Genomic DNA, 24,829 nt, shown 5'->3' on the forward strand with positions numbered 1-24,829 from the left:
CATAAGAGATATCACTGTTGTGAATGCGGTTAACCACAATGGTGATGTCTGATATTTTGACGGATCATGGTCTCCTCACCCGAAACGCGAGGAGACCCCGTGAAAAAGCCGTTCTACAAAATTCTATACGTCCAGGTGTTGTTCGCCATCGCCTGCGGCATCCTGCTAGGCATCTTCTACCCCAGCGACGCGGTCGCGATGAAACCGCTGGGCGACGGCTTTATCAAGCTGATCAAGATGATCATCGCACCGGTGATTTTCTGCACCGTGGTCTCGGGCATCGCCGGCATGCAGGACGTTAAGAAGATCGGCCGCGTCGGCGGCAAGGCGCTGCTGTACTTCGAAGTGGTTTCCACCTTCGCGCTGGTGATCGGCCTGTTCGTCGCCAACATCGTGCGCCCAGGCGCCGGCTTCAACGCCGACCCGGCCACGCTGGACACCAAGTCCATCGCCGAATTCACCGAAAAAGCCAAGCACCAGTCGACCATCGACTTCGTGATGAACATCATCCCGAACACCGTGGTCGATGCCTTCGCCAAGGGCGACATCCTGCAAGTGCTGCTGATCGCCATCCTGTTCGGCTTCTCGCTGTCGCTGCTGGGTGAGCGCGGCAAGCCAGTCACCAAGCTGATCGACGACCTGTCGGCAGCCATCTTCGGCGTGGTCGGCATCGTCATGAAAGTGGCGCCGATCGGCGCGTTCGGCGCGATGGCCTTCACCATCGGCAAATACGGCATCGCCTCGCTGAAACCGCTGGCCACGCTGATGGGCTGCTTTTACCTGACCTGCGGCCTGTTCGTGGTGGTGGTGCTGGGCACCGTGGCGCGCCTGACCGGCTTCTCGATCTTCAAGTTCATCAACTACATCAAGGAAGAACTGCTGATCGTGCTGGGCACCAGCTCGTCGGAAAGCGCCCTGCCTTCGCTGATGACCAAGCTGGAACGCCTGGGCTGCTCCAAGTCCGTCGTCGGCCTGGTGGTTCCGACCGGCTACTCGTTCAACCTGGACGGCACCAACATCTACATGACCATGGCCGCCCTGTTCGTGGCGCAAGCCACCAACACCGACCTGACCCTGACGCAGGAACTGACCATCCTCGGCGTGGCGATGCTGACCTCGAAGGGCGCATCGGGCATCACCGGCGCCGGCTTCATCACGCTGGCGGCGACGCTGGCCGTGGTGCCGACCATTCCGGTGGCGGGCATGGCGCTGATTCTGGGCATCGACCGCTTCATGAGCGAATGCCGCGCGCTGACCAACTTCGTCGGCAACGGCGTCGCCTCGGTGGTGGTATCGCACTGGGAAAAAGAACTGAACCACGACACGCTGCACAAGGAACTGAACAATCCGGGTTCGACCGTGACCGATCCCGACCTGCAGCCGCTGACCCGCCACGCGCACTAAGTCGTTTCAGACGCAACAAAAAAAAGGCACGCCATGGCGTGCCTTTTTTGCTGGCGGCGTGGATCAGACGGCCGAGGTATCCAGCTCGACGCCGGTGGCGGCCTGGATCTGCTCCTTGCTGACGCCGGGCGCCAGTTCGGTCAGCTTCAAGCCCTTGTCGGTCACTTCCATCACGCCGAGGTCGGTGACGATCAGGTCCACCACGCCGACGCCGGTCAGCGGCAGGTCGCATTGCTTGAGCAGCTTGTGCGAGGTCGAGCCGTCTTTTGCGGTGGCGACCTGCTCCATCAGCACCACCACCCGCTTGACGCCGGCCACCAGGTCCATCGCGCCGCCCATGCCCTTGACCATTTTGCCAGGAATCATCCAGTTGGCCAGGTCGCCCTTTTCCGACACCTGCATCGCACCCAGGATGGCCAGGTTGATCTTGCCGCCGCGGATCATGCCGAACGAGTCGGCCGAGCTGAAGTAGGCGGCGCCCGGCAGCGCCGTCACGGTCTGCTTGCCGGCGTTGATCAGGTCGGCGTCGACTTCATCGTCGGTCGGGAACGGGCCGATGCCCAGCAAGCCGTTCTCCGATTGCAGAAACACTTCCATGCCGGCCGGCACGTAGTTCGCCACCAGCGTCGGCAAGCCGATGCCGAGGTTGACGTAGTAACCGTCCTGTAATTCCTTCGCCGCGCGCGCGGCCATTTCGTCACGAGTCCATGCCATGATATTTGCTCTCCGTTATTCTTGGTTGGCGCGCACGGTGCGCTGCTCGATGCGTTTTTCCGGCGTGGCGTTGACCACGATGCGGTGCACGAAGATGCTCGGCAGGTGCACGGCGTCCGGGTCGATCTCGCCGATTTCCACCAGCTGCTCGACTTCGACGATGGTGATCTTGCCGGCCATCGCGGCGTTCGGGTTGAAGTTGCGCGCGGTCTTGCGGAACACCAGGTTGCCTGCCTTGTCCGCCTTCCAGGCCTTGACCAGGGCCACGTCGGCCACCAGGCTGCGTTCCATCACATACTGCTCGCCGTCGAATTCGCGGATTTCCTTGCCCTCGGCGACGATGGTGCCGACGCCGGTCTTGGTGAAGAAGGCGGGAATGCCGGCGCCGCCGGCGCGCAGCTTCTCGGCCAGCGTGCCTTGCGGCGTGAATTCCAGCTCCAGCTCGCCGGCCAGGTACTGGCGCGCGAACTCCTTGTTTTCCCCCACGTAGGAGGCGATCATTTTTTTAATCTGGCGGGTTTCCAGCAACTGGCCGAGGCCGAAGCCGTCCACGCCGGCGTTGTTGGAGATCGCGGTCAGGCCGGTCACGCCGGAATCGCGCAGCGCGCCGATCAGTGCCTCGGGGATGCCGCACAGGCCGAAGCCGCCGACGGCGATGGTTTGCCCGTTTTGGACGACGCCCGCCAGCGCGGCGGCGGCGTCAGGATAGATTTTATTCATGGGTGTCCCTTATAGTTTGTTGCTAAATCCGTTGCTAACATTGTTAAATGCGCTAGCGACGAGGCGTCTCAGCATAGAATACGCAAATCAAAAGCACAATACCGTAGAACTACCTGCCGCCCCCACACATGAACAACGCTCCGGTCATCGATTACGAATCCATTTTCCTGCACGCGCCGGTCGGCATGTGCATTTCGGAAAACCGCGTCATACAGTCCTGCAACGAGGCGCTGGCCGCGATGTTCGGCCACACCCGCGCGCAGCTGGAGGGCTTGTCCTTCCTGGTGCTGTACCCGACCATGGACGAGTTCCTGCGCACCGGCGACCGCATCATCCCCATCATGAACGCCAAGGGCCGCTATTCGGACGAGCGCATCATGCGCCGCGCCAACGGCGAACTGTTCTGGTGCCACGTCACCGGCCATTCGATGAAGGCGTCCGAACCGCTGGGGCCGGGCATCTGGACGTTCGAGGATGTCAGCGAAAAACGTCCGGTCACGGCGGAGCTGACGCCGCGCGAGCGCGAAATCGCCGCGCTGCTGGTCGAAGGCAAGACCAGCAAGACCATCGCCCGCCAGATCGACCTCAGCCCGCGCACGGTGGAGATGCACCGCGCCAAGCTGATGCGCAAGTTCTCGGCCGCCACCTCGTCGGAGCTGGTCCACAAGCTGGTCGGCCTCCAACTCTGAGTTTTACGTCGCCGTCATGCCGTCATCGGCGGAAATAATCGCGCCGTTGATGAAGCTGGAATCCTCGCCGGCCAGCAGCAACAGCAGGCCGTCCAGGTCTTCCGGCTTGCCGGGACGCTTGCGCGGCAGCATATTGATCAGCTTCTGGCCCTGTTCGCTGGCGAAGTATTCCTCGTTGATCTCGGTCGAGATATAGCCGGGGCAGATGGCGTTGGTGTTGATGCCGTATTTGCCCCACTCCACCGCCATGGCCTTGGTCATCTGCACCACGCCGGCCTTGCTCATGCAATACACGCCGATCTGCGGCAGCACCCGCAAGCCCGCCACCGAGGCGATGTTGATGATGCGGTGCTGCTTGCCCGGGTCGCCCTTGGCGCGCGCGATCATGCGCTTGGCGGTCTGCTGGGCCACGAAGAAGGCGCCGCGCAGGTTGGTGTCCATGACGAAGGCATAGTCCTCCGGCGTGACGTCGACCAGGCGCTGGGTGGTCGACACGCCCGAGTTGTTGACCAGGATGTCGATCGGCCCGGCCTCGGTCTCGGCATGGGCGATGGCCGACTTGATGCTGGCGTAGTCGGTCACGTCCAGGCTGACCACATGGGCGGCGCCGCCGTCGGCCTCGATTTCGGCGCGCAATTCCTTCAGGCGCTCGGTGCGGCGCGACGCCAGCACCACCTGGGCGCCGGCCTGGGCCAGCACTTTGGCAAACCGGGCTCCGAGACCGCTGGAGGCGCCGGTGATCAGCGCAATTTTTCCCTCAAAGTTGACTTCTATGCCCACGAGCTACTCCTAGTGTTTGGTATAAGTGACGAATTGCCGACAGCGAGGCTGTCGTATCGTTATGATTACACAAATTGCCAGTATTAGATTGCAGTGTCTAATAATGTCCCTCAAAATGGCGCCCACATTGCATTTCGGACGAAAAAGAAGCACACTCGTGCTTAAATTTTCTTCCCTCCTTATTGACCACTATAAGAACAGACCATGACACAGCCACAAAATCTAGTAGAACAGTACGGTCCGCGCGACGCGATGGAGTATGACGTCGTGATCGTCGGCGGCGGCCCGGCGGGCTTGTCGGCGGCCATCAAGATCAAGCAACTGGCCGCGGAAAAAGGCCAGGAAGTGTCGGTCGTCGTGCTGGAAAAAGGCGGAGAACTGGGCGCCCACATCCTGTCCGGCGCCGTGATGGACCCCAAGGCCCTGACCGAGCTGATCCCCGACTGGAAGGAAAAAGGCGCGCCGCTCAACACCGCCGTCAGCGAAGACCGCGTGCTGTTCCTGACCGAAACCAAGGCCATCAAGACCCCGAACTTCCTGCTGCCAGCCTGCTTTGAGAATCACGGCAACTACGTGATCTCGCTGGGCAACGTGGTGCGCTGGCTGGGCCAGCAGGCCGAGGCGCTGGGCGTGGAAATCTTCCCGGGCTTCCCCGCCGCCGAAATCCTGTACAACGACGACGGCTCCGTCAAGGGCGTCGCCACCGGCAATATGGGCGTCAAGCGCGACGGCGAAGCCGGCTCGGACTTCCAGCTGGGCATGGAACTGCACGGCAAGTACACGCTGTTCGCCGAAGGCGCGCGCGGCCACCTGGGCAAGCAGCTGATGGCCAAGTACGACCTGAACAAGGGCAAGGATCCGCAATCCTACGGCATCGGCATCAAGGAACTGTGGGAAATCGATCCGGCCAAGCACCAGCCGGGCCTGGTCATCCACACCACCGGCTGGCCGCTGGACAGCAAGACCTACGGCGGCTCCTTCCTGTACCACCTGGAAAACAACCAGGTCATGGTCGGCTACGTGGTCGGCCTGAACTACGAGAATCCCTACCTGTCGCCGTACGAGGAATTCCAGCGCTACAAGACCCATCCGGCCATCAAGACCTTCTTCGAAGGCGCCAAGCGCATTTCCTACGGCGCCCGCGCGATCACCGCCGGCGGCCTGCAATCGCTGCCGAAACTGGTGTTCCCGGGCGGCGCGCTGATCGGCTGCGACGCCGGCTTCCTGAATATGAGCCGCATCAAGGGCAGCCACGCCGCCATCAAGTCCGGCATGCTGGCCGCCGAAGCGGCGTTCGAAGCGCTGGGCGCCGGCCGCCAGCATGACGAACTGGCCAGCTTCCCGGCGGCGTTTGAACAATCCTGGCTGCACGACGAGCTGCACGTGGCGCGCAACGTCAAGCCATGGCTGAGCAAGGGCCTGTACCTGGGTTCGGTGATGACCTACGTCGACCAGGCCATCCTGCGCGGCAAGGCGCCATGGACGCTGCACCACAGCCACGCCGACCACGAGTGCCTGAAGCCGGCCTCGCAGTTCGCGCCGATCAGCTATCCCAAGCCGGACGGCAAGCTGACCTTCGACCGCCTGTCGTCGGTGTTCATTTCCAACACCAACCACGCGGAAGACCAGCCTATCCACCTGACCTTGAAGAACCCGAGCGTGCCGGTGGACGTCAACCTGGCCCAGTACGCGGGTCCGGAAGCGCGCTACTGCCCGGCCGGCGTCTACGAGTTCGTCAAGACCGACGAAGGCGCGGACCGCCTGCAGATCAACGCCCAGAACTGTGTGCACTGCAAGACCTGCGATATCAAGGATCCGACCCAGAACATCGTCTGGGTGACGCCGGAAGGCGGCGGCGGCCCGAACTATCCAAATATGTAAGGCATAAAAGCAACAAAATCACCGCAGCGCGTCCTCAGTGGCGCGCTGTTTTTTTATCTGTAGAACAATTTGGAACAATTTTTTTGTGCCAACACCGCAAAACCGGACCATAATCGAGCGGTGGAAAGGCCGCACACCGGGCTGGAATGGGCTTTACCGGGTCCCCGTCAGAAAATATTTTAGAAATTTCCACAAAGCATTTAATGTCCTCCCAGATATGGTCGTCTTGTACTTGGGAGAGCACAAAGGATCCGTTGCTCCGAACTGAATCCACCTACCAGGAGTTATTTCATGCTGAGCCTTCACACTAACGCTGCGGCCCTTTCCGCACAGAACTCGATCTCCCGCACCCAGATGGCGCTGTCGAACTCGCAGACCCGCCTGAGCACCGGTTTCCGTGTCAATTCGGCCATGGACGATGCTGCGGGCCTGCAAATTGCAACCCGTCTGAAAGCACAGACCAGCGGTATGGCCATGGCCATGCGCAACACCCAGAACTCGATCTCGATGCTGCAAACCGCCGAAGGCGCGTTTGACGAAGTCACCAACATGCTGGTGCGCATGAAAGATCTGGCCACCCAGGCAGCCGACCAATCGTCCTCCGCCACCGACCAGACCGCTCTGCAATCGGAATACGATGCACTGGGTAAAGAACTGAACAACATCATGAACAACACCACTTTCGGCGGCCAAGCCCTGCTGAAAGGCGGCACCATTGCTTCGTCGATGCAGTTCCAGATCGGCGCCAGCAAAACCGAAATCATGACCGTCGACCTGAGCACCGACATGGGCACCACGCTGGAAAACGCGCTGACCGCAGTCAGCGGCCAGTACACCACCCCGTCGGCAACCGCAGGCAGCGAAGTGTCGGGCGCCAACCAGGCAGCCGGCGCGACCGCCGCAGGCACCTCGATCAAGAACATTTCCGACGCGCTGGACGCAGTTGGCTCGATCCGTTCGTCGCTGGGTGCAGCCGCCAACCGCCTGGATCACATCTACAACAACTTGTCTAACATTTCGACCAACACCAAAGCTGCAACTGGCCGTATCATGGATACCGACTTCGCCGCTGAATCGTCGAACATGACCTCCAGCCAGATGCTGCTGCAAGCTGGTACCGCCATGTTGAAACAGTCGAACAGCACGTCGTCGCTGGTTATGTCCTTGCTGCAGTAATCGTAGCGCCTTCCTGATCCGCTTGCGGGTCGGGAACACAAGGAGCCAACCGGAGTATCGGTTGGCTTTTTTTTCATCGGTTTTTTTCGAGAGCGAGCTCGATGGCTTTAGACCGCATCGGACCTACTTCCCGCCCGCTGGGCATCCCGGACCGGCAGCCCACTCAGCCAGGGCCGGTGGCGCGCGCGCCCGGCGAAGTGCCGTTCGATGCCGACTATCCGGTCGGTCCGCTGGCCCCGAGCGGCCCCGGCGCCGTCGGCGTGCTGCTCGACGGCCCGGACGGCATGCCCCTGCCGCATTCGGGCGTCGAGGCGCTGGCCGCCGCCCTGGCCGAGGTGCCGAACGGCGCCGACCCGGCCGCGATGCGGCCCAACCAGGTCTTTCTTTCGCGCCAGCTGGTCTGGCAACCGCCCGACACCCAGATGATGGCCGCCTCCTGGCAGGTCATGGTGCGCACCTACGGCGAGCAGCGCGCCGCCTGGCTGGAACAGGCCAGCGGCCAGCATGTGCCGTCCAGCCTGTTCATGGCCGACCATACGCCGTCGGCCATGCGCGACGGCCGCCCCGGCCTGCCGCTGGTGACGGAGATGGAGCCGTGGCGCTTTGCCGTCTACGCTTGGGGCGCCGAGCGCCTGGTGCTGAAGGTCATCGTCAAGGATGACGAGGAACAGGAGCGCAACAACCGCCGCCGCCGTTCGCGCGTGGCGCTGCGGCTGGAACTGATGCTGCCGGGCGTGGGCCGGGTGGTGATCCAGATGGAGCCGGCCACCGGCAACGGCGTGGTGCTGGAAGTGGGCGCGGCCCAGACCTCGGCCATGCAGCACATGCGCGAAATGCTGCCGCAACTGGCGGCCACGGTCAGCCGCTCCGGCCTGACGATCCTGCGCTGCCGCCTGCGGCGCGAACTGCCGCCGTCCAGCGGCGAGCACTCCCACCCTACCCGCCTGCACACGGCGGCGCTGACCCAGGCCATCTTCAAGGCCATGGCCGAGCTGGCCGTGCTGCTGTCGCAGCCGCTGCCGCCGGACGAGCTGTTCACCGAAACGGCCTGAACCCGGCATTAAAAAAGCCCCATCGGCCTGAACGCGCTCAAGATCGCGCTCAGTGCCGATGGGGCTTTTTGCATGGCCGCTAGCGGCCGGTATCGTTTAGCTGTTTTGACGGCGGCGGGCGATCGCACCCACGGCAACCAGGCCCAGCAACATCATGGCGTAGCTCGAAGGCTCCGGCACGGCGCTGACGTAGCCGATGGTGAAGCTGCCCGAATCCCACTGGCCGTCGGCTTCGCCGGGGTTAAGGTCTTTGTAGTTTTCGCTGAATTCGATGCGCAGCTTGCCGTCGGCGCCCACTTTGAAGTCCAGGCCCAGGTCCACCAGGCTGGCGCTGCCTTCGGAATGCTCGGAGCCGCCCTCTTCGGTGATGCTCGGGGTGAACACCACGCCGTCGTTGCCGGCGCTGGGGCCGAAGTGCACTTCCATGTCGGCCAGCCAGCTGGGATCGAAAGCGGTGTAGTTGACGTTCCAGGTGATGCTGGTGACTTGGGCCAGCGCGCCCAGGTTCAATTCGATGACGGTGTTGCCCGCCTCACCAAACAGGTCGTAGCTCTTGATGCCGGCAACATTGACTACCTGGGTGGTCTCGGCCGCGCGGACTGCGCCGCCGGCAAGCGCTGCGGTGACAGCGGCAAAGAACATCAAAGCGCGCACAAATTTCAGATTTCTCATTTTTGGCTCTTTCAGTGAGGTACTACGGTTGGTGATAATGAAAAGATATCATGCTTATTAAAAAGTCAGTGCACGATTACCAACACCTGACGAAAAAGCAACACTCGTCTCCAACCACCTCCCTCACTGCGGCGAGCCGGCTCAGCCGACCGTGCCGATGATGCTCACTTCGCGGTTCTCCGGGATCTCGTTGTACGACAGCACATGCAGGCCGGGCGCGAACAGGCGCGCGTAACGCGCCAGCAGCGGCCGGATCTGCGGCAGCACCAGCAGCAGCGGCGGCGTGGCCTGCTGCTTCATCTGCTCGCGCGCCACCGGCATATTGACTTGCAGCTGCGCCAGCAGATGCGGATCGATGGGATAGTTGTCCAGCACCACCTTGCCGCTCTGGCGGGCCTGGTTCAGCGAGCCCAACAGCATGTTCTCCAGGTCGCCGCCCAGGTTGAAGGCCTGCATCTCCGTCTTCTGGCCGAACAGGCCGGTGACGATCTGGCGCCGCAGCGCGCAGCGCACCTCGGCCGCCAGCAGGATGGGATCCTTGGTGGTCTCGGAACTGTCGACCAGCGTGGTGGCGATCGGCACGATATCCTTCAGCGAGACGTTTTCCGCCAGCAGCACGCGGAACACGCGCAGCATCTGCGTGTGGGTCAGCGCCTTGTCCAGCGAGGACGCCAGCTTGGGCGACAGCGCCGCCAGCCGGTCCATCAGCGCCGGCACGTCTTCGTGGCGGAACAGTTCCGGCAGGTATTCACGGATCAGCTTGGACAAATGGGTGGCGATCGCGCTCGGCGCCTCCACCACCTGGTAGCCCAGGCCCAGCGCGTTGGCCTTCTCGCTGGTTTCGATCCACGTCACCGGCATGCCGTAGGCCGGTTCGATGCCGGGGATGCCGTCGATCTGGCCGTAGATATTCGGCGACGGAATCGCCATCAGGCGGTCGGCAAACACCTCGGCCTGGGCCACCACGCTGCCCGACAACATCACCGAATACTGCGAAGGCTTCAGGCCCAGGTCGTCGCGCACGATGATCGGCGGCAGCAGCAGCCCCATCGCTTCGGACAGGCTCTGGCGCACGCCCTTGACGCGCTTGGTCAGCGGCTCGCCGTGGGCCTTGTCGATCAGGCCGACCAGCTTGTAGCCCAGCGCCACCTGCAGCTGCTGCACGGCCGGCAGGCTGTGCCAGTCGAGATCGGGCGCGCGGTCGTCGCGCAGCGCCGCCTCGATGGCGTCGAGATTGGACGTGTCGGGCGCCTTGACGCGCTGGAACAGCCGGTAGCCGACATAGGCCAGCACCAGCGCGAACGGGCCGAACATCTGCCATGGCATGCCCGGCACCAGCGCCAGGATCAGCATCATGCCCGAGGCGCTCATCATCACCTGCGGCGACGCCAGCACCTGGCCGCCGACCTGCTGCTCGAAGTCGCCGGAGTCCGAGATGCGCGTGACCAGGATGGCCGCCGCGGCCGACAGCAGCAGCGCCGGGATCTGCGCCACCAGGCCGTCGCCGATGGTCAGCAGCGCGTATTGCTTGAAGGCGTCGCCGAAGGACATGTCCTGCATCAGCGCGCCGATCGCCACGCCGCCGACCATGTTGATGATCAGGATCAGGATGCTGGCGACGGCGTCGCCGCGCACGAACTTGGAGGCGCCGTCCATGGCGCCGTAGAAGTCGGCCTCGGCGGCGACGTCGAGACGGCGGGCCTGGGCTTTTTCCTGGTTGATCAGGCCGGCGTTGAGGTCGGCGTCGATCGCCATCTGCTTGCCCGGCAAGGCGTCCAGCGTGAAGCGCGCCGATACTTCGGAAATCCGCTCCGCCCCCTTGGTGACGACCATGAAGTTGATGATCATCAGGATCACGAACACGACGATACCGACCACGTAGTTGCCGCCGATGACGACCTTGCCGAAGGCCTCGATCACCTGGCCAGCCGCGGCCGTGCCTTCGTGGCCGTGCAGCAGCACCACCCGGGTCGACGCCACGTTCAGCGTCAGCCGCATCATGGTGGTGGCCAGGATCACGGTCGGGAACACCGAGAAGTCCAGCGGCCGGCGCGCCGAGACCGACACCAGGATGACGATCAGGGCCAGCACGATGTTGAACGTGAACATCACGTCCAGCAGGATAGGCGGCAGCGGCAGGATGATCATCGCCAGGATGACCAGCAGGAATGCCGGCGTGGCGAACTTATGGCGACGCGCTTCGGCGACCAGCCTGTTCAAAAAATTCATGACTGCTTAACCTCGCTCATGGATGTGGGGACATCGACTTCTCTTGGATAGACCGGCTCGGCGTTACGGCGTCCGGTACGGAATGCTTTCAACTGCAATACATAGTTCAACACCTGCGACACCGCCTGGTACAGCTGGACCGGGATCTGCTGGTTGACCTGGCTGGTGTTGTAGATGGCGCGCGCCAGCGGCGCCAGCGGCATCACCTCGATCTTGAACTCGGCCGCCAGCTGGCGGATGTACAAGGCCATCTCGTCGATGCCCTTGGCCACCACATACGGCGCCTCGGCGCGGTCGTGGTCGTACTTGAGCGCCACCGCGTAGTGCTCCGGGTTGACGATCACCACGTCGGCGGTCGGCACCGTCTTGCGCGCGCTGCGCCGCGCCATCGCCCGCTGCAGCTGGCGGATGCGGCTCTTCACTTCCGGCCGGCCCTCGGTCGACTTGTGCTCTTCCTTCTGGTCCTGCTTGGACATGCGCTGGTTCTTGGCGAAGAAATACGCCTGCGCCGGCACGTCGATCAAGGCGAAGATGATAAACACCGCGACCAGCGACATCAAGCCGTCCAGCATCAGATTCGAGCCCGACACCATGGCCCGCCCCATCGGCATGTGCTGCAGCTGGGTGTAATCCTGCACCGTCGAACGGGCCACATGGATCAGCACGGCGATCAGCACGCCGGCCTTGCCCAGCGAGATCAGGAACTCGAAGCCGTGCTTGGCGCTGAACAGCCGCCCCAGGTTGGCCGCCGGACTGAGGCGCTCCATCTTCGGCTCCCAGTGCTTGGTGCTGACCACCCAGCCGCCCGGCACCATCGCGCCCAGCACGATGAAGAAGGGCACGATGAACAGCGGCAGCAACATCTTCACCAGCAGCCACATCGAGGTGCTGAACACGGTCGACAAGGCGTTGTCGATCGCGCCCGTCGAGCTCAGCGGCGCAAAGCTCTGGTGGAAGATTTCGTGGAACTCGGCCATGTAGTCGGGCAGCAGGTAGACGAACAGCTTCAGGCTGACCAGGATGCCGATCGCCGTCGACAGGTCGCGCGAACGCACCACCTGCCCTTCCTGGCGCGACTTCTTGAGCTTCTGCTGTGAAGCCTTTTCTGTTTTATCGGCGCTGTCCTGGTCAGCCATGGATCGCCACCTGCATCTGCTGGCGTATCAGCTCCAGCACCATATTGGTCATGCGCACATAGTGCTCGGGAATGAAGCGCACCACCTGCGCCAGCATCATCAGGCCGAAGATGGTGATCACGGAAAAGCCCAGCGCAAACAGGTTCAGCGCCGGCGCCACGCGGTTCAGGAAACCAAAGCCCAGCTGCACCACCATGGTGGAAAACACGATGGGGATGGCCAGCAGCATGGCGGCGGAAAATATCCAGGCGACGTTGTAGGCCACCGCGTTGAGCAGCAGCGGCTGGTAGCCGTGGCCCAGCGGCCAGGCCTTGAAGCTCTGGCCGATGACGTTGGCGATCACCAGGTGGCCGTCGATGGCGAAGAAGACGATGATCGACAGCACCGACAGCAGCGCCGACACCACGTCCGACGACTGGCCGTTCATCGGGTCGTTCATCACCGCCATCGAGAAGCCCATCTGCGAGGACACCAGGTAGCCCAGCACGCCGATCACCGACATGGCGAAGTGGAAGGCCAGGCCCAGCACGAAGCCGATCAGCGCCTGCTCGATGGAGGCCACCACGCCGTGCATGGAAAACGGATCGATCGGGGCGCCGGTGGTGGTCAGCGGCAGCATCAGCACCGCCAGCACCAGCGCGATCAGGATGCGCACCGTGACCGGCGTGACCGCCTCGCCCAGCACCGGCGCGCCGATGAACATCGCCAGGATGCGGCAGAACGGCCACCACAGCGCGGTCAGCATCGGCAGCAACTGGCTCAGTATCGGTTCCATGGCGATGGCTGGGCCAAGCTAGCCGACCAGCGTGGCCGCGCGGGTGAAGATGGAGACGCAGAAATCCATCAGGTAGCCGGCCATCCAGCGTCCCATCAGGATGATCGCCAGCAGCGTCACCAGCAGCCTGGGCAGGAAGCTCAGCGTCTGTTCGTTGATCTGCGTGGCGGCCTGCACCAGCGCCACCACGAGGCCGGTGATCAGGCCGGGCACGACCAGGATCACCACCAGCAGCATGACGATGTGCAGCGATTCGACCACCAGGTCGACGGCAACTTCGGGAGTCAGCATCAGGATCGCCTCAGTGTCAGTACGCCTGCACGCTCGTGACGAGCGTGTTGACGGTCAAGGTCCAGCCATCCACCAGCACAAACAGCAGCAGCTTGAACGGCAATGAAATCACCAGCGGCGACAGCATCATCATGCCCATCGCCATCAGCACCGACGACACCACCAGGTCGATCACCAGGAAGGGGATGAACAGCATGCAGCCGATCTGGAAAGCGGTCTTCAGCTCCGACAGCACGAACGCCGCCAGCTTGACGGTGAAGGCGTGCTGCGAAGGCACGGTGATCTTGTCCTCGCCGGCCAGGTGGGCGATCTGCTGCAGCGCCGCCTTGCTGGTCTGCGCCAGCATGAAGCGCGACACCGGCTTCTCGGCGATCTGCAGCGCGGTCTCCAGGCCGATCTTGTCCTGGTCGTAGGGCACGAAGGCTTCGGTCCAGATCTGGTCGCCGATCGGGCGCATCACCAGCAGCGTCAGGATCAGCGCCACGCCGGTGATGATGCGGTTGGGCAGGCCCTGCTGCAGGCCCAGGGCCTGGCGCAGCAGCGACAGCACGATGACGAAGCGGGTGAAGCTGGTCATCATCATGACCATCACCGGGAGCAAGCCCAGCAAGGTCATGATGATCAGGATCTGGGTCTTGACCGTCAGCTCGGTTTTCGCGCCGGGCACCACGTTGGCCAGCAGGTCGACCGCGTGGGCCGGCTGGCACAGCGCCAGCGCGGCCACGGCCGCCGCGGACGCAGCCAGCAACAGGCGCCGGCGCGCAGTCATGCTCCAGGTCATGGAGTCATCATGTCGAGATTGAGGCCGTCCAGGTCGATCACTTTGAGGCCGTAGTTTTCGCCCGCCACCACCACTTCGGCGCGGCCGATGGCGGTGCCGTTGACCTTGATCACCAGCGGTTCGCCGGCCAGCACGTCGAGCTCGACCACGCTGTCGGGGCCGATCGCCATCAGGTCCTGCAGCGAGATCCGGGCCGAGCCCACCTCCAGCGTCAGCGTCACGGGGATCTTGCGCATCATGGCCGGCAGGTCGCGCCGCGACGGCGTGGCCGGCACATCGGTCAGCTCGGTGCCGACCTGGTCGATGATCATCTCTTCGGACAGGTCTTCCAGCAGGGCGTCGCTAGGGTTGGCTACGTTCATGTTCATCATGTTATTCGGCGTCTTCAAAAGAGGTTAAACAGAGTTTGCCTTTGTGCTCGGTGACGGCGGCCGTGAAGAGGCGGGAATCTTCGAGCAGCACGTCTGCTCTGTTCAGGCTGATCGGAATCACATCGCCGACCTGCAGATCGTACAAGCTGCCCAGCGCGATTTCCTTGCTGGCCAGGCGGCCGACCAGGCCCACCTGCAGGCGCTGGGCCAGCGGCGCGGCGGCCTTGGCCTTCTTGCCGCCGCCGCTGTCGCGGTCGCGCAGCAGGCCGCGCAGCACGCTGGCCATCAGCACCTTGTCCAGCGCGAACCAGTACTGGCCGGTGGCGCCGCTGGCGATGTCGGCCAGCGTGACGGTGATGATCCAGCTGCCCTTGGGCGGATGGGAACCGGGGGCCGGCTTGAATTCGCTGTCGACCTCGGCCTCGCCTTCGGCCGGGGCCGGCTTGTCGAGCACAGGGAGGTTCAATTCGATGCGGCCGGCCAGCGTGCCGGCCAACTGTTGCCCGAGTACAACAGCCAGCCGCTCCTCGGTGGCCGTGACCCGCACCGCGCTCTCGTCGAGCGCGGCGGCGTCGGCCTTGCCGCTGCCGTAGCGGTAGTTGAGCACGCTGAGCAGCACCTTGCGCTCCAGCGAAAAGGCGATCTGCCCGGCCGGCGCCGCAAAGCTGAGCCAGCGGCTGCGGCTTTCGTGGCCTTCGAGCCGGCTGAACGCGACATCCTCGACCTGGAAACCGCCCCAGTAGCGGCGGTTCATGTTCAGCCGCATCGACTGCGACAGGTCGTCGCGCAACTGGGCGGCAAAGATGTGCAGCAGGTGCACCGGCCGCCCCAGCAGGCATGGGTCCAGGACTTGAGGTGGCGCTGTCTGTTTTGTCGTTGTCATGTTTTCGCCATGTCGGAATTCTTCGCTACTCCACCATCATCGCACTATCCAGCCAAAAACTGGTTACTTCGAACGCACTATTTGGGGAATATTACCTATCGTAACTTAAAGTCAGGCGATATCGATAGCGCAGCATACATCAAAATTCACATTATTGCCAAACAACAATATTTAACTGAACAATTCCACCGGGCAAATAAGTCTTTACAAGAATATTGCTAGCCGGTAAGCTTATCCCAGCTCCAGCAGTCTGACGCTGCCCCGCAACACACATGAATAAATGGCGCTTAGTGAATGATTTATAACGATATTTGCCGCAAGAAAACTGTTTCGGCGGCGCAGCCGCTGCCAGGCGCCCTACTTCACTCCAGGAAACAATCAAGCATGAGGACCGCCCCGCTGGGATACATACCAGTTGGCGTGTGATCGCCCTGCATACGCTGTCATTCTTACAAGACTGTGACATCGACAGCGTGGTGTCGCTTGATTGAGAACAGCAGCCAACAGATAAACAACGCAGGGCTTGCTGCTTTCTGGCAATCTGGATATGGTAGACATATGGGACTAACGTTGCATGAACGGGAGATAGCAAGATGAGTAACGGAATCTCTAACCTGATACAAGCCGACCTCGCGTCGCTCACCAACGCAGCGCAAAACCTGGCCAGCCAGAGCGTCGCCCCGGCGGCGCAATTCGCCAGCGGCGACGCCCAGCCCGCCTTCTCCTTCGCGCAGACGATGAAGGACGCGGTGCACAAGGTCAACGACGCCGACGCCAACGCCGCCCAGCAGATGTCCGACGTCGATTCCGGCAAGAGCGACGACCTGGTCGGCGCCATGCTCTCCAGCCAGGAAGCCAGCCTGTCCTTCTCGATGCTGATGCAAGTGCGCAACAAAGTGATGGGCGCCGTGGACGAACTCATCAAATTACCGCTGTAACGGCCCTTCCGGTTCAACGCGAAAGCAAACAACGTGATCAATCCCCTCAAGTCCGCCTTCGAGCGCTGGCGCGCGAGCCCCGTCGCGCTGTCGCTGCCTCCCAACCTGCTGAAAAACCTGTATCCGCTGCTGCTGCTGGCGATCGGCGTGACGGCCATGGTGCTGATGTACCTGTGGAGCGACCAGTCCGGCTACAAGCCGGTGTTCGGCGCGCGCGAGAAAGTCGCCGCGGCCGACATGATGACGGTGCTCGACGCCGACCACATCCCCTACCGCCTGCATCCGGAAAGCGGCCAGGTGCTGGTGCCCAACTCCATGCTGGGCAAGGTGCGCATGCTGCTGGCCGCCAAGGGCGTGACCGCCCAGCTGCCGGCCGGCCTGGAGCTGATGGACAAGAACGACCCGCTGGGCGTGTCGCAATTCGTGCAGGACGTGCGCTTCCGCCGCGGCCTGGAAGGCGAGCTGGCGCAATCGATCATGACGCTCGACGCGATCGCCCACGCGCGCGTGCACCTGTCGATCGCCAAGTCGACCTCCTTCGTTTCCTCGGACGGCGAGAAATCGTCGGCCTCGGTGGTGGTGGCGCTCAAGCCCGGCCACAGCATGTCGCCCGAGGCCATCGCCGCCGTCGTCAACATGGTGGCCGGCAGCGTCGCCAGCCTGAGCCCGCAGCGCGTCAGCCTGGTCGACCAGACCGGCAACCTGCTGTCTTCCCACATCGACCTGGCCGACGGCTTCGACGCCGGCGCCTCCAGCAATGAAAACGGCAAGCGCATCCAGGACGAGGTCAAGGCCAACGTCCGCAACCTGCTGGGCCCGGTCATCGGCGACGACAACTTCCGCATGAGCGTGATGGCCAGCGTCGACAACGACAAGGTCGAGGAAACGGTCGAGAAATACGGCGCCGATCCGAAAGTGACCAGCGAAGCGATGCGCGAGGAACAGGACCGCAACCGCGTGGCCATGGGCGTGCCGGGCACGCTGTCGAACCGCCCGCCGCCGGCCAACGCCAACCCGGCCGACGCCAACAAGCCGGCCGCCGCCAACGATCCGAGCAACCCGGGCGAAGGCACGGCGCGCAAGAACGCCACCACCCGCCAGTACGCCTACGACCGCAGCATCACCCAGACCAAGCGCAGCCGTGGCCGCCTGGAAAAACTCAGCGTCGCCGTGGTGCTGGCGCAGGCCGCCTCGCCGACGCCCAAGACCGGCTGGAGCGCCAACGAAATCGCCAACATCGACAAGATCCTGCGCAACGGCCTGGGCATCAACACCGAGCGCGGCGACCAGCTGGTGGTGTCGGCCATGAACTTCCCGCCGAAAGCGGCCGTGACCCCATGGTGGCAGGAACGCGACAACGTGGTCGACATCAGTTCCTACGTGATGTACGGCGTCGGCATCATCCTCGGCTACTTCCTGCTGCTGCGTCCGCTGATGCGCCTGGCCACCGTGCGCTTCACGCCGGCGCCGCAGGAACTGGCCCGCATCGCCGCCGAACGCCGCGCCGCCGAACAGGCCGCCGTGGTGGCCGCCAAGGAAGCCAAGGAGGCGGCCGCCGCCGGCACGCCGGCCATCGCCGGCGCCCATGCCCCGGGCACGCCGGGCGCGGCCCCCGCCCTGCCGGGCGCCGCCGCCACGCCGGGCATGCCGGTGGTGCCGCTGCTGGAAAACTACGATCTGCCGCCGCCAGGCTCGGCCGTCGACGTCATGGTCGACCACCTGAAAGTCCTGGCCGCCAAAGAACCGGAACGTGTCGCCGAAGTCGTCAAACAATGGATGCAGAAAAATGGCCGAACTCAATAACGCGCAGGACGAAGACTACGGCGACGCCGTCCGCAACGCCCAGCTGTCGCCGGTGGAGCAAGCCGCCATTGTGCTGCTGAGCATAGGCGAGGAGCCGGCCGCCGCCGTGCTGCGCTGCCTGAGCCGCGAGGAATTGCTGGAGGTGACGCAGGTGATGTCGCGCATGAGCGGCATCAAGGTCGAGTCCGTCAAGACCGCGATGCAAACCTTCTTCGACGACTACCGCCAGCAGTCCGGCGTGCACGGCGCCTCGCGCAGCTACCTGAAGCGCTCGCTGGACCTGGCGCTGGGCGGCGATCTCGCGAACACCGTACTGAACAACATCTACGGCGACGAACTGCGGCCGAAGATGGCGCGGCTGCAATGGGCCTCGCCGAAGTGGCTGGCCGAATACATTTCCAACGAACACGTGCAGATGCAGGCGGTGTTCCTGGCCTTCCTGCCGGCCGCGCTGGCCGGCCAGATCATCGACGCCCTGCCGGCCGACGGCCGCGACCTGGTGCTGCTGAACCTGGCCCGCATGGAGGAAGTCGACCGCGACCTGCTGATCGAACTCGACGAGCTGGTGGTGCGCTGCCTGTCCTCCTTCGATTCGCAAAGCACCAGCGTGGAAGGCATACGCCAGGCCGCCGAAATCCTCAACCGCCTGCCGAGCAACCGCGCGCAGATGGTCGAGCTGCTGCGCGCCCACGACCCGGAGGTGGTGTCCAAGATCGAGCTGTCGATGTACGACTTCTTCATCCTCGGCAACCAGTCCGAGGTGGCGATCACCCGCATCATCGAGGAAGTGCCGCTGGAGCAATGGGCGATCGCGCTCAAGGGCGCCGAAGTGTCGATCCGCGACGCCATCCTCAAGACCATGCCGAAACGCCAGGCCCAGGCCTTCGAGGACATGATGCGCCGCGCCGGCCCGATGCCGCTGTCGCGCATCGAGCAAACCCGCCAGGAAATCATGGCCACCGTCAAGGCCCTGGCCGACGCCGGCGAAGTCGAGATCCAGCTGTTCGCCGAACAGGTGGTCGAATGAAGGCCTTCCGCGCCTACCGCTTCCCGCCGCTGGCCCAGTTCACCAACCTGGCGCACCAGCGCGCCGTGGCGCAGAGCCACAGCCAGGGCGGCGACGGCGGCGCCCAGTGGGCCGCCTCGGTCAGCGAGGGCTTCGAACAAGGCCAGCGCGACGGTTACGAAATCGGCCTGGCGCGCGGCCAGGAGGACGGCTTCGAAGCGGGCCGCGCCTCCGGCCAGGAACAGGGCCGCGAAGAAGGCCGCCACGAAACCCTGGTGGCCTACGACCAGATGGCGCGCCCGGTCGACGCCATGCTGAAAAGCCTGAAAAAACTGCGTTCCGACTACCGCGCCGCCCAGCGCAAGGAAGTGGTCGACCTGGTGGCCAAGGTGGCGCGCCAGGTGATCCGCGCCGAACTGGCGCTGCAACCGGTGCAGCTGATGGCCCTGGTCGAGGAAACCCTGGCGTCGATGCCACCGACCCGCGAGGAAATCGATGTCTTCCTGAACCCGGAGGAATTGAAGCGCATCGCCGAGCTGGACCCGAAACGTTCCAAGCGCTGGAACCTGATCCCGGACGCCCGCCTGGAAGTGGGCGAGTGCCGCATCAAGGCCGGCGACAACGAAGTCGACGCCGGATGCCATCAACGTCTTGCGGCTGTCATGGAACAGGTCGATAATCAACTTCAAGCTGCCGACGGCGGCGACGAACCGGAGAGCGAAGAGTGATCGCTGACGCCTTACGCAATCTCGAACTGGGTTCCGTGCCCATGGCGACCCCGACCGGTCGCCTGGTGGGGGCGTCCGGTTTGTTGCTCGAGGCCGTTGGTTGCCCCCTGCACACCGGCCAGCGTTGCCAGATTGAGACAGTCGGCGGCGAATGGCTGGACGCGCAAGTGGTCGGTTTCCGCGACAAGCTGTCCTTCCTGATGCCGTTCAAGAAAGCCATCGGCCTGACCACCGGCGCGCGCGTGCTGCCGCTGCCGGAAAAAGTCAGCCTGCAGATCGGCTCCGGCTGGCTGGGCCGCATGGTCAACGGCCTGGGCGAACCGATCGACGGCCTGGGCAAGCTGGGCGGCGATTTCCCGCTCGAAGCGCAGCCGCCGCGCATCCATCCATTGAAAAAGAAACCCGTGACCGAGGCGCTGGACGTGGGCGTGCGCGCCATCAACGCCATGCTCACCTTGGGCAAGGGCCAGCGCGTCGGCCTGATGGCCGGCTCCGGCGTCGGCAAGTCCGTGCTGCTGGGCCTGATGACCCGGCAGACCGTGGCCGACGTGGTGGTGGTCGGCCTGATCGGCGAGCGCTCGCGCGAGGTGCGCGAATTCGTCGAAATGTCGCTCGGCAAGGAAGGCTTGTCCAAGGCCGTGCTGGTGATCGCGCCGGCCGACGAGAGCCCGCTGATGCGCATCATGGCGACCGAACTGTGCCACTCGATCGCGGCCCACTACCGCGACCAGGGCAAGAATGTGCTGCTGCTGGTCGATTCGCTGACCCGCTACGCCATGGCGCTGCGCGAAGTGGCGCTGGCGCTGGGCGAGCCGCCGGCCACCAAGGGCTATCCGCCGTCGGTGTTCTCGGCGCTGCCGCAGCTGATCGAATCGGCCGGCAACGGCGAAAACCAGACCGGCAGCATGAGCGCGATCTACACCGTGCTGGCCGAGGGCGACGACCAGCAGGATCCGGTGGTCGACACCGCCCGCGCCGTGCTCGACGGCCACATCGTCATGACCCGCGAGCTGGCCGAACGGGGCCACTACCCGGCGATCGACATCGCCGCCTCGATCAGCCGCTGCATGACCCAGGTCATCACCCACGAACACATGCTGGCGGCGCGCGCGCTCAAGGCCAGCATGGCGCGCCACGACCGCGTGCGCGACCTGATCCCGCTGGGCGCCTATGTGCCGGGCGCCGATCCGATCACCGACAAGGCGGTGCAGCTGCATCCCCGGGTCGAAGATTTCCTGTGCCAGGGCACCAAGGAAGAAGCGCCCTTCGCACCGTGCGTCCAACAACTTGAAAAGCTGATGACATGAGCCAACACAACATCCGCAACCTGACCACGCTGGTGGCGCTGCGCAACACCGAGGTGGAGCGCCTGCAGACCGAGCTGGCGGAAAAGGAAAGCTTGCGCGAGCGTTATCAGAAAAACCTGGAGCGCCTGACCGGGCTCTACACGAACAGCGGCGCCAGCGGCAAGCTGCATCCCGCGCTGGCCGGCAACTGCGGCGACTACAAGCAGGCCGTGATGCAGATGGCCGACAGCCACCGGCTCGACCTGCACATGCACGAGGCCGACATGGCGGTGTCGCAAAAGGCGCTCAACGCGGCCTGGGCCAAGCGCGAAGTGCTGGGCAAGGTGCTGAGCAAGCAGCAAAAAGTGGTCCTGCAACAGCAAAATGTTCAGGAGCGCAAGCAACATGATGAATTAGCAACGCAACTATGGATACGCGGCCAGAAATAAACGGCGCCGCCAAAAAATAGTTAGAAATATTTTCATAGGGAAACGATTAAGGTCGCCTTATATCAGGGTACACTTCAATCATCCTTACCGGGAGCACGATCATGTCCGTCATCAGCAGTCCTAACTACGATCCGCAGACCACGGCCGAGAAACTGGCGAACGCCTACGTCGCGCCGACCAAGGCCATACTGGACAGCCGCAACACCAAGGCCACCGCCACCGTCAGCGCCCTCGCCACGCTGGGCTCGGCGCTGAGCGCCTTCCAGTCGACGCTGCAGGCGCTGGTCACGGGCACGTCCACCGTCAGCGCCGCCTCCGCCACCAGCAGCAATACCGCGATCGCCACCGGCACCGCCAGCTCCACCGCCGTGGCCGGCACGTATTCGTTCTACGTCGAGCAGCTGGCCACCGCCGGCCAGGTGTCCTACAACGTCAACGACAGCGCCGTCACCGGCGCCGGCGCCGGCTCGATGAAGGTGATGCTGGCCGACGGCTCCAACTTCCAGATCGACCTGGCCACCGCCGACAACAATATGGACGGCAAGCTGTCGGCCAAGGAAATCGCCGCCGCCATCAATGTCGCGGCCAGCAACAACTCGCGCGTCACCGCCTCGACGCTGACGGTCAACGGCCAGCCCAAGCTGGTGCTGACCGCCACCCAGACCGGCGCCAGCAACGCCGTCGCCTCGCTCGACGTCTCGGCGCTGGGCGACCCCGCGCTGCAATCCGACCTGTCGACGCAAAAAGTCGAAGCCACCGCCAAGGACGCCATCGTCTGGATGGGCGACCAGAACACCGGCACCAAGGTGACGCAGGCCTCGAACACCTTCACCACCATCGACAACGTCAAGTTCACCGTCAAGCAGGCGCAGCTGGCCGGCGCCACCCCGGTGCAGCTGACCATCGGCCCGGACAACAGCACCACCGCCGCCAACGTGCAGAGCTTTGTCGACGCCTACAACAAGCTGCTGGCGGTGTTCAACACCGTCGCCGCGCCGGGCGACCACAGCCCGACCTCGTCCACCGACAGCACGCCGAAGTCGCGCGACGCCGCGCTGTACAACGATTCGGGCGTGTCGGCGCTGCGCGCCAACCTGGGCGCGATGCTGCGCAACGCCACCGGCGGCAAGTCGCTGATCAGCTTTGGCATCACCGCCGCGCGCGACGGCACGCTGTCGCTCGACAGCGCCCGCCTGCAGAAGACCATCGCCGCCGACCCGGGCAAGATGGACCAGCTGTTCGGCCGCGCCGGCATCGGCGTCGACAGCGGCGTGCTCGGTTCGATGAACAAGCTGGTCAACACCTGGACCAATTCCGCGACCGGCCTGATCGGCGGCCGCAAGACCGCCGCCACCAAGGTGGTGGACGACGTGGCCAAGCGCCAGGTCACGCTGCAAACCCAGTTCGACAATTCCTACAAACGCTACCTGGCGCAGTTCACCGCGCTCAAGCAGCTGCAGGACTCGATGACCAGCACCTCGAATATGTTCTCGGCGATGTTCTCGTCGAACAGCGACAACTAAGCCTCAACCCCAGCACTCACGACCATTACGGTGAACACCATGTTGAACCAGGAAGCCTACAGCAGTTACCACTCCACCAATCTGGACGCCCAGGTGGCACGGGCGTCGCCGATCGAACTGGTGCTGGTGCTGACCGACGGCCTGCTCGAGGAGCTGGCCCGCGCGCGCGGCCACATCGTCGGCAAGCGCTACGAGCTCAAGGCCAACAGCCTGAACAAATGCACCGACATCATCAACGGCCTGGCCAGTTCGCTGGACTTCGACAATGGCGGTGAAGTGGTGGAAAACCTGGGTCGCCTGTACGACTACTGCGCCGGCCGCCTGTACACGGCCGGTGTCAGCCTGGACCCGACCATCGTCGATGAAGTCACGACGTTGTTGACCACCATCAAAAAGGGCTGGCTGGGTGTACAGGCCAAAAATGGATAGGCAACGCACCTTGCTGCAAATGGCGCAGAAAATGAGCGCCGCCATCGCTTCGCAGGACTGGAAGATGCTGGCGGCGATTAACACGTTAATGGCGACGACGCTGCCGCAGATGGCGGCCCAGGGTCCGTGGAGCAGCGCCGAGTGGGCGGCGCTGGCGGCCTTGCGCCAGATACATGAGCAAGCAGTGGCAGCCTGCAACGCCGCCACCGGGGATCTGGACCGGCGGCTGCAGGAAATGCAGACCAACAAAGAAGGCTGGCTGGCATATGCGCTGGACAGCGAACAGTTAGAGACCGGAATCCAAGCATGACCATGACACTCTCCAGCGCCACGGCCGCGGCAAAAGCCGCGAAAGCCGAACTGACCGCTCCGGTGGCCTCCAATCACGGCGGCCTCGATGGTATGCCGACGTCCGCGCCCAATCGCAATGCCGACGGCAACACCGGCAGCCGGGTGCCGCCGAAGTCGGCTCCGCTGACCGGCAACAACAAGAATCCGATCACCGCCAACGGCAAGCCCCAGCCGAACGGCAACAGCCGCACGCCGCCGGCGGGTAACCAGGCCAGGCCGGCGCCGCGCAGCGCCACGCCGTCCAGCCAGAACGATCCGGTCAGCTATCCGGGCCGCGAGCAGGGCGAGCCCGCCGCCGAGGAAGCGGCCAGCGTCGCGCCGCTGTTTGCCCAGCTGCTGAACTTGGCCGACCAGGTCGCCGCCGGCGCCGGTCAACCCCGCAGCGGCCGGTACGCCGCAAAACATTTACGCCATGGCCAACAGCGCCGCGCTCGGCGCGCAGGTCCAGCAAAGCCAGTCCGATGCGCCAGCCCCTGCGCCGGCATCGTCGGCCGCACCGGTGGCCAGCCCTGCCCCGGCCCCAAGCGCCGCGCCGGTGCTCGCCGCCGACAGCGCCGCGTTCACGCCGGCCTTGCCGCGCGCCCTGCCGCGCGGCGCCGACCTGGCCAGCGCGCCGGCCGCCGACTACAGCGCCTCGGCCGCAGCCGCCAGCGGCGCCGTCAAGGACGACAGCATCACCCGCAGCAGCGCGCCAACGCCGGCGCCGGTCGCCGGCAACGTCGGCTTCAACCAGGCTGCGCCGGCCGCCACCCCGGCCGCCGC

26 protein-coding genes and 1 pseudogene are annotated in these 24,829 nt (G+C 64.1%); 15 read left to right on the forward strand and 12 right to left on the reverse strand.

The window, feature by feature from the left end; translation table 11 throughout:
* The first annotated feature begins 66 nt into the window (after positions 1 to 66).
* The gene (locus tag DUGA2_RS22430) at positions 67 to 1,404 is read left to right on the forward strand and encodes a dicarboxylate/amino acid:cation symporter (RefSeq protein ID WP_229214749.1); all 1,338 of its coding nucleotides are present in this window, start codon (positions 67 to 69) and stop codon (positions 1,402 to 1,404) included.
* Between the two features lie 63 nt (positions 1,405 to 1,467).
* On the opposite strand, the gene DUGA2_RS22435 is transcribed toward DUGA2_RS22430, so the two are convergent.
* Both DUGA2_RS22435 and DUGA2_RS22440 read right to left on the reverse strand, forming a co-directional pair.
* Positions 1,468 to 2,118 (reverse strand): CoA transferase subunit B, encoded by a 651-nt coding sequence (locus DUGA2_RS22435; protein WP_071658962.1) that lies wholly within the window; start codon positions 2,116 to 2,118, stop codon positions 1,468 to 1,470.
* A 15-nt stretch (positions 2,119 to 2,133) separates the two neighbouring features.
* Complete coding sequence (locus DUGA2_RS22440) at positions 2,134 to 2,838, reverse strand: CoA transferase subunit A (protein ID WP_070271672.1); 705 nt, start codon at positions 2,836 to 2,838, stop codon at positions 2,134 to 2,136.
* Between the two features lie 128 nt (positions 2,839 to 2,966).
* On the opposite strand from DUGA2_RS22440, the gene DUGA2_RS22445 reads away from it, so the two are divergent.
* Positions 2,967 to 3,527: a LuxR C-terminal-related transcriptional regulator gene (locus DUGA2_RS22445; protein WP_008449438.1), complete on the forward strand. Its 561-nt coding sequence runs from the start codon at positions 2,967 to 2,969 to the stop codon at positions 3,525 to 3,527.
* A gap of 3 nt (positions 3,528 to 3,530) precedes the next feature.
* On the opposite strand, the gene DUGA2_RS22450 is transcribed toward DUGA2_RS22445, so the two are convergent.
* Complete coding sequence (locus DUGA2_RS22450) at positions 3,531 to 4,307, reverse strand: SDR family oxidoreductase (RefSeq protein WP_008449440.1); 777 nt, start codon at positions 4,305 to 4,307, stop codon at positions 3,531 to 3,533.
* A 252-nt stretch (positions 4,308 to 4,559) separates the two neighbouring features.
* On the opposite strand from DUGA2_RS22450, the gene DUGA2_RS22455 reads away from it, so the two are divergent.
* The 3 genes from DUGA2_RS22455 (at position 4,560) to DUGA2_RS22465 (ending at position 8,416) form a co-directional block, all read left to right on the forward strand.
* Entirely contained in the window at positions 4,560 to 6,188 is a 1,629-nt protein-coding gene (locus tag DUGA2_RS22455; RefSeq protein ID WP_070271673.1) for an electron transfer flavoprotein-ubiquinone oxidoreductase, read from the forward strand.
* Positions 6,189 to 6,479: 291 nt separating this feature from the next.
* On the forward strand, positions 6,480 to 7,364 hold the full coding sequence (locus tag DUGA2_RS22460) for a flagellin (RefSeq protein ID WP_070271674.1): 885 nt from the start codon (positions 6,480 to 6,482) through the stop codon (positions 7,362 to 7,364).
* Between the two features lie 101 nt (positions 7,365 to 7,465).
* A complete protein-coding gene (locus tag DUGA2_RS22465; RefSeq protein ID WP_070271675.1) occupies positions 7,466 to 8,416 on the forward strand; it encodes a hypothetical protein in 951 nt (316 codons plus the stop codon).
* A 96-nt stretch (positions 8,417 to 8,512) separates the two neighbouring features.
* Here the strand turns inward: DUGA2_RS22465 and DUGA2_RS22470 are convergent, their stop codons facing one another.
* The 8 genes from DUGA2_RS22470 to DUGA2_RS22505 all read right to left on the reverse strand — a co-directional run bounded on the left by DUGA2_RS22470 (position 8,513) and on the right by DUGA2_RS22505 (position 15,554).
* Positions 8,513 to 9,088, reverse strand: coding sequence for a PEP-CTERM sorting domain-containing protein (locus DUGA2_RS22470; RefSeq protein ID WP_070271676.1), 576 nt, complete (start codon positions 9,086 to 9,088; stop codon positions 8,513 to 8,515).
* 141 nt (positions 9,089 to 9,229) lie between these two features.
* Positions 9,230 to 11,317: a flagellar biosynthesis protein FlhA gene (locus tag DUGA2_RS22475; protein WP_008449450.1), complete on the reverse strand. Its 2,088-nt coding sequence runs from the start codon at positions 11,315 to 11,317 to the stop codon at positions 9,230 to 9,232.
* Positions 11,314 to 12,453, reverse strand: coding sequence for a flagellar biosynthesis protein FlhB (locus tag DUGA2_RS22480; RefSeq protein WP_008449453.1), 1,140 nt, complete (start codon positions 12,451 to 12,453; stop codon positions 11,314 to 11,316). The genes DUGA2_RS22475 and DUGA2_RS22480 overlap by 4 nt, the downstream gene beginning before the upstream one ends.
* Positions 12,446 to 13,228, reverse strand: a complete 783-nt coding sequence (locus tag DUGA2_RS22485; protein WP_070271677.1) for a flagellar biosynthetic protein FliR — start codon at positions 13,226 to 13,228, stop codon at positions 12,446 to 12,448. Before DUGA2_RS22485 ends, DUGA2_RS22480 begins: the two co-directional genes overlap by 8 nt.
* 18 nt (positions 13,229 to 13,246) lie before the next feature.
* Entirely contained in the window at positions 13,247 to 13,519 is a 273-nt protein-coding gene (gene fliQ / locus DUGA2_RS22490) for a flagellar biosynthesis protein FliQ (protein WP_008449457.1), read from the reverse strand.
* A gap of 16 nt (positions 13,520 to 13,535) precedes the next feature.
* Positions 13,536 to 14,300, reverse strand: coding sequence for a flagellar type III secretion system pore protein FliP (gene fliP, locus DUGA2_RS22495; protein WP_070271678.1), 765 nt, complete (start codon positions 14,298 to 14,300; stop codon positions 13,536 to 13,538).
* On the reverse strand, positions 14,297 to 14,668 hold the full coding sequence (locus DUGA2_RS22500) for a FliM/FliN family flagellar motor switch protein (protein ID WP_210402591.1): 372 nt from the start codon (positions 14,666 to 14,668) through the stop codon (positions 14,297 to 14,299). The genes fliP and DUGA2_RS22500 overlap by 4 nt, the downstream gene beginning before the upstream one ends.
* A 4-nt stretch (positions 14,669 to 14,672) precedes the next feature.
* Complete coding sequence (locus tag DUGA2_RS22505) at positions 14,673 to 15,554, reverse strand: FliM/FliN family flagellar motor switch protein (RefSeq protein ID WP_070271680.1); 882 nt, start codon at positions 15,552 to 15,554, stop codon at positions 14,673 to 14,675.
* Positions 15,555 to 16,147: 593 nt separating this feature from the next.
* Here DUGA2_RS22505 and DUGA2_RS22510 point away from each other — a divergent pair.
* The 9 genes from DUGA2_RS22510 to DUGA2_RS22550 all read left to right on the forward strand — a co-directional run bounded on the left by DUGA2_RS22510 (position 16,148) and on the right by DUGA2_RS22550 (position 24,026).
* The gene (locus tag DUGA2_RS22510; protein ID WP_070271681.1) at positions 16,148 to 16,492 is read left to right on the forward strand and encodes a flagellar hook-basal body complex protein FliE; all 345 of its coding nucleotides are present in this window, start codon (positions 16,148 to 16,150) and stop codon (positions 16,490 to 16,492) included.
* Between the two features lie 33 nt (positions 16,493 to 16,525).
* Complete coding sequence (fliF, locus tag DUGA2_RS22515) at positions 16,526 to 18,295, forward strand: flagellar basal-body MS-ring/collar protein FliF (protein ID WP_070271682.1); 1,770 nt, start codon at positions 16,526 to 16,528, stop codon at positions 18,293 to 18,295.
* Positions 18,279 to 19,322, forward strand: a complete 1,044-nt coding sequence (locus DUGA2_RS22520; protein ID WP_008449467.1) for a flagellar motor switch protein FliG — start codon at positions 18,279 to 18,281, stop codon at positions 19,320 to 19,322. The genes fliF and DUGA2_RS22520 overlap by 17 nt, the downstream gene beginning before the upstream one ends.
* On the forward strand, positions 19,319 to 20,029 hold the full coding sequence (fliH, locus tag DUGA2_RS22525; protein WP_070271683.1) for a flagellar assembly protein FliH: 711 nt from the start codon (positions 19,319 to 19,321) through the stop codon (positions 20,027 to 20,029). The genes DUGA2_RS22520 and fliH overlap by 4 nt, the downstream gene beginning before the upstream one ends.
* A complete protein-coding gene (gene fliI, locus DUGA2_RS22530) occupies positions 20,026 to 21,336 on the forward strand; it encodes a flagellar protein export ATPase FliI (RefSeq protein ID WP_070271684.1) in 1,311 nt (436 codons plus the stop codon). The genes fliH and fliI overlap by 4 nt, the downstream gene beginning before the upstream one ends.
* On the forward strand, positions 21,333 to 21,764 hold the full coding sequence (fliJ, locus tag DUGA2_RS22535) for a flagellar export protein FliJ (RefSeq protein WP_008449472.1): 432 nt from the start codon (positions 21,333 to 21,335) through the stop codon (positions 21,762 to 21,764). The genes fliI and fliJ overlap by 4 nt, the downstream gene beginning before the upstream one ends.
* A 101-nt stretch (positions 21,765 to 21,865) precedes the next feature.
* Positions 21,866 to 23,287 carry a flagellar filament capping protein FliD gene (gene fliD, locus DUGA2_RS22540; RefSeq protein WP_070271685.1) on the forward strand — a complete coding sequence of 474 codons (1,422 nt, stop codon included), beginning with the start codon at positions 21,866 to 21,868 and terminating at the stop codon, positions 23,285 to 23,287.
* 39 nt (positions 23,288 to 23,326) lie between these two features.
* A complete protein-coding gene (gene fliS, locus DUGA2_RS22545) occupies positions 23,327 to 23,716 on the forward strand; it encodes a flagellar export chaperone FliS (RefSeq protein WP_008449474.1) in 390 nt (129 codons plus the stop codon).
* Between the two features lie 31 nt (positions 23,717 to 23,747).
* Positions 23,748 to 24,026, forward strand: coding sequence for a hypothetical protein (locus DUGA2_RS22550; RefSeq protein ID WP_229214750.1), 279 nt, complete (start codon positions 23,748 to 23,750; stop codon positions 24,024 to 24,026).
* A gap of 73 nt (positions 24,027 to 24,099) precedes the next feature.
* Here DUGA2_RS22550 and DUGA2_RS34560 read toward each other — a convergent pair whose 3' ends face one another.
* A complete protein-coding gene (locus DUGA2_RS34560) occupies positions 24,100 to 24,303 on the reverse strand; it encodes a hypothetical protein (RefSeq protein WP_070271687.1) in 204 nt (67 codons plus the stop codon).
* A 176-nt stretch (positions 24,304 to 24,479) separates the two neighbouring features.
* Between DUGA2_RS34560 and DUGA2_RS34565 the strand changes: the two are divergent.
* A pseudogene (locus tag DUGA2_RS34565) lies at positions 24,480 to 24,829 on the forward strand (flagellar hook-length control protein FliK); the annotation flags it as partial.

The organism is Duganella sp. HH101, assembly GCF_001758795.1.
Classification (GTDB): domain Bacteria; phylum Pseudomonadota; class Gammaproteobacteria; order Burkholderiales; family Burkholderiaceae_D; genus Rugamonas; species Rugamonas rivuli.

Coding starts and splice junctions, on each gene's coding strand:
- DUGA2_RS22430 (WP_229214749.1), top strand. CDS start 67: ATGGTCTCCTCACCCGAAACGCGAGGAGACCCCGTGAAAAAGCCGTTC.
- DUGA2_RS22435 (WP_071658962.1), bottom strand. CDS start 2,118: ATGGCATGGACTCGTGACGAAATGGCCGCGCGCGCGGCGAAGGAATTA.
- DUGA2_RS22440 (WP_070271672.1), bottom strand. CDS start 2,838: ATGAATAAAATCTATCCTGACGCCGCCGCCGCGCTGGCGGGCGTCGTC.
- DUGA2_RS22445 (WP_008449438.1), top strand. CDS start 2,967: ATGAACAACGCTCCGGTCATCGATTACGAATCCATTTTCCTGCACGCG.
- DUGA2_RS22455 (WP_070271673.1), top strand. CDS start 4,560: ATGGAGTATGACGTCGTGATCGTCGGCGGCGGCCCGGCGGGCTTGTCG.
- DUGA2_RS22460 (WP_070271674.1), top strand. CDS start 6,480: ATGCTGAGCCTTCACACTAACGCTGCGGCCCTTTCCGCACAGAACTCG.
- DUGA2_RS22465 (WP_070271675.1), top strand. CDS start 7,466: ATGGCTTTAGACCGCATCGGACCTACTTCCCGCCCGCTGGGCATCCCG.
- DUGA2_RS22470 (WP_070271676.1), bottom strand. CDS start 9,088: ATGAGAAATCTGAAATTTGTGCGCGCTTTGATGTTCTTTGCCGCTGTC.
- DUGA2_RS22475 (WP_008449450.1), bottom strand. CDS start 11,317: ATGAATTTTTTGAACAGGCTGGTCGCCGAAGCGCGTCGCCATAAGTTC.
- DUGA2_RS22480 (WP_008449453.1), bottom strand. CDS start 12,453: ATGGCTGACCAGGACAGCGCCGATAAAACAGAAAAGGCTTCACAGCAG.
- DUGA2_RS22485 (WP_070271677.1), bottom strand. CDS start 13,228: ATGGAACCGATACTGAGCCAGTTGCTGCCGATGCTGACCGCGCTGTGG.
- fliQ (WP_008449457.1), bottom strand. CDS start 13,519: ATGCTGACTCCCGAAGTTGCCGTCGACCTGGTGGTCGAATCGCTGCAC.
- fliP (WP_070271678.1), bottom strand. CDS start 14,300: ATGACCTGGAGCATGACTGCGCGCCGGCGCCTGTTGCTGGCTGCGTCC.
- DUGA2_RS22500 (WP_210402591.1), bottom strand. CDS start 14,668: ATGAACATGAACGTAGCCAACCCTAGCGACGCCCTGCTGGAAGACCTG.
- DUGA2_RS22505 (WP_070271680.1), bottom strand. CDS start 15,554: ATGACAACGACAAAACAGACAGCGCCACCTCAAGTCCTGGACCCATGC.
- DUGA2_RS22510 (WP_070271681.1), top strand. CDS start 16,148: ATGAGTAACGGAATCTCTAACCTGATACAAGCCGACCTCGCGTCGCTC.
- DUGA2_RS22520 (WP_008449467.1), top strand. CDS start 18,279: ATGGCCGAACTCAATAACGCGCAGGACGAAGACTACGGCGACGCCGTC.
- fliH (WP_070271683.1), top strand. CDS start 19,319: ATGAAGGCCTTCCGCGCCTACCGCTTCCCGCCGCTGGCCCAGTTCACC.
- fliJ (WP_008449472.1), top strand. CDS start 21,333: ATGAGCCAACACAACATCCGCAACCTGACCACGCTGGTGGCGCTGCGC.
- fliD (WP_070271685.1), top strand. CDS start 21,866: ATGTCCGTCATCAGCAGTCCTAACTACGATCCGCAGACCACGGCCGAG.
- fliS (WP_008449474.1), top strand. CDS start 23,327: ATGTTGAACCAGGAAGCCTACAGCAGTTACCACTCCACCAATCTGGAC.
- DUGA2_RS22550 (WP_229214750.1), top strand. CDS start 23,748: ATGAGCGCCGCCATCGCTTCGCAGGACTGGAAGATGCTGGCGGCGATT.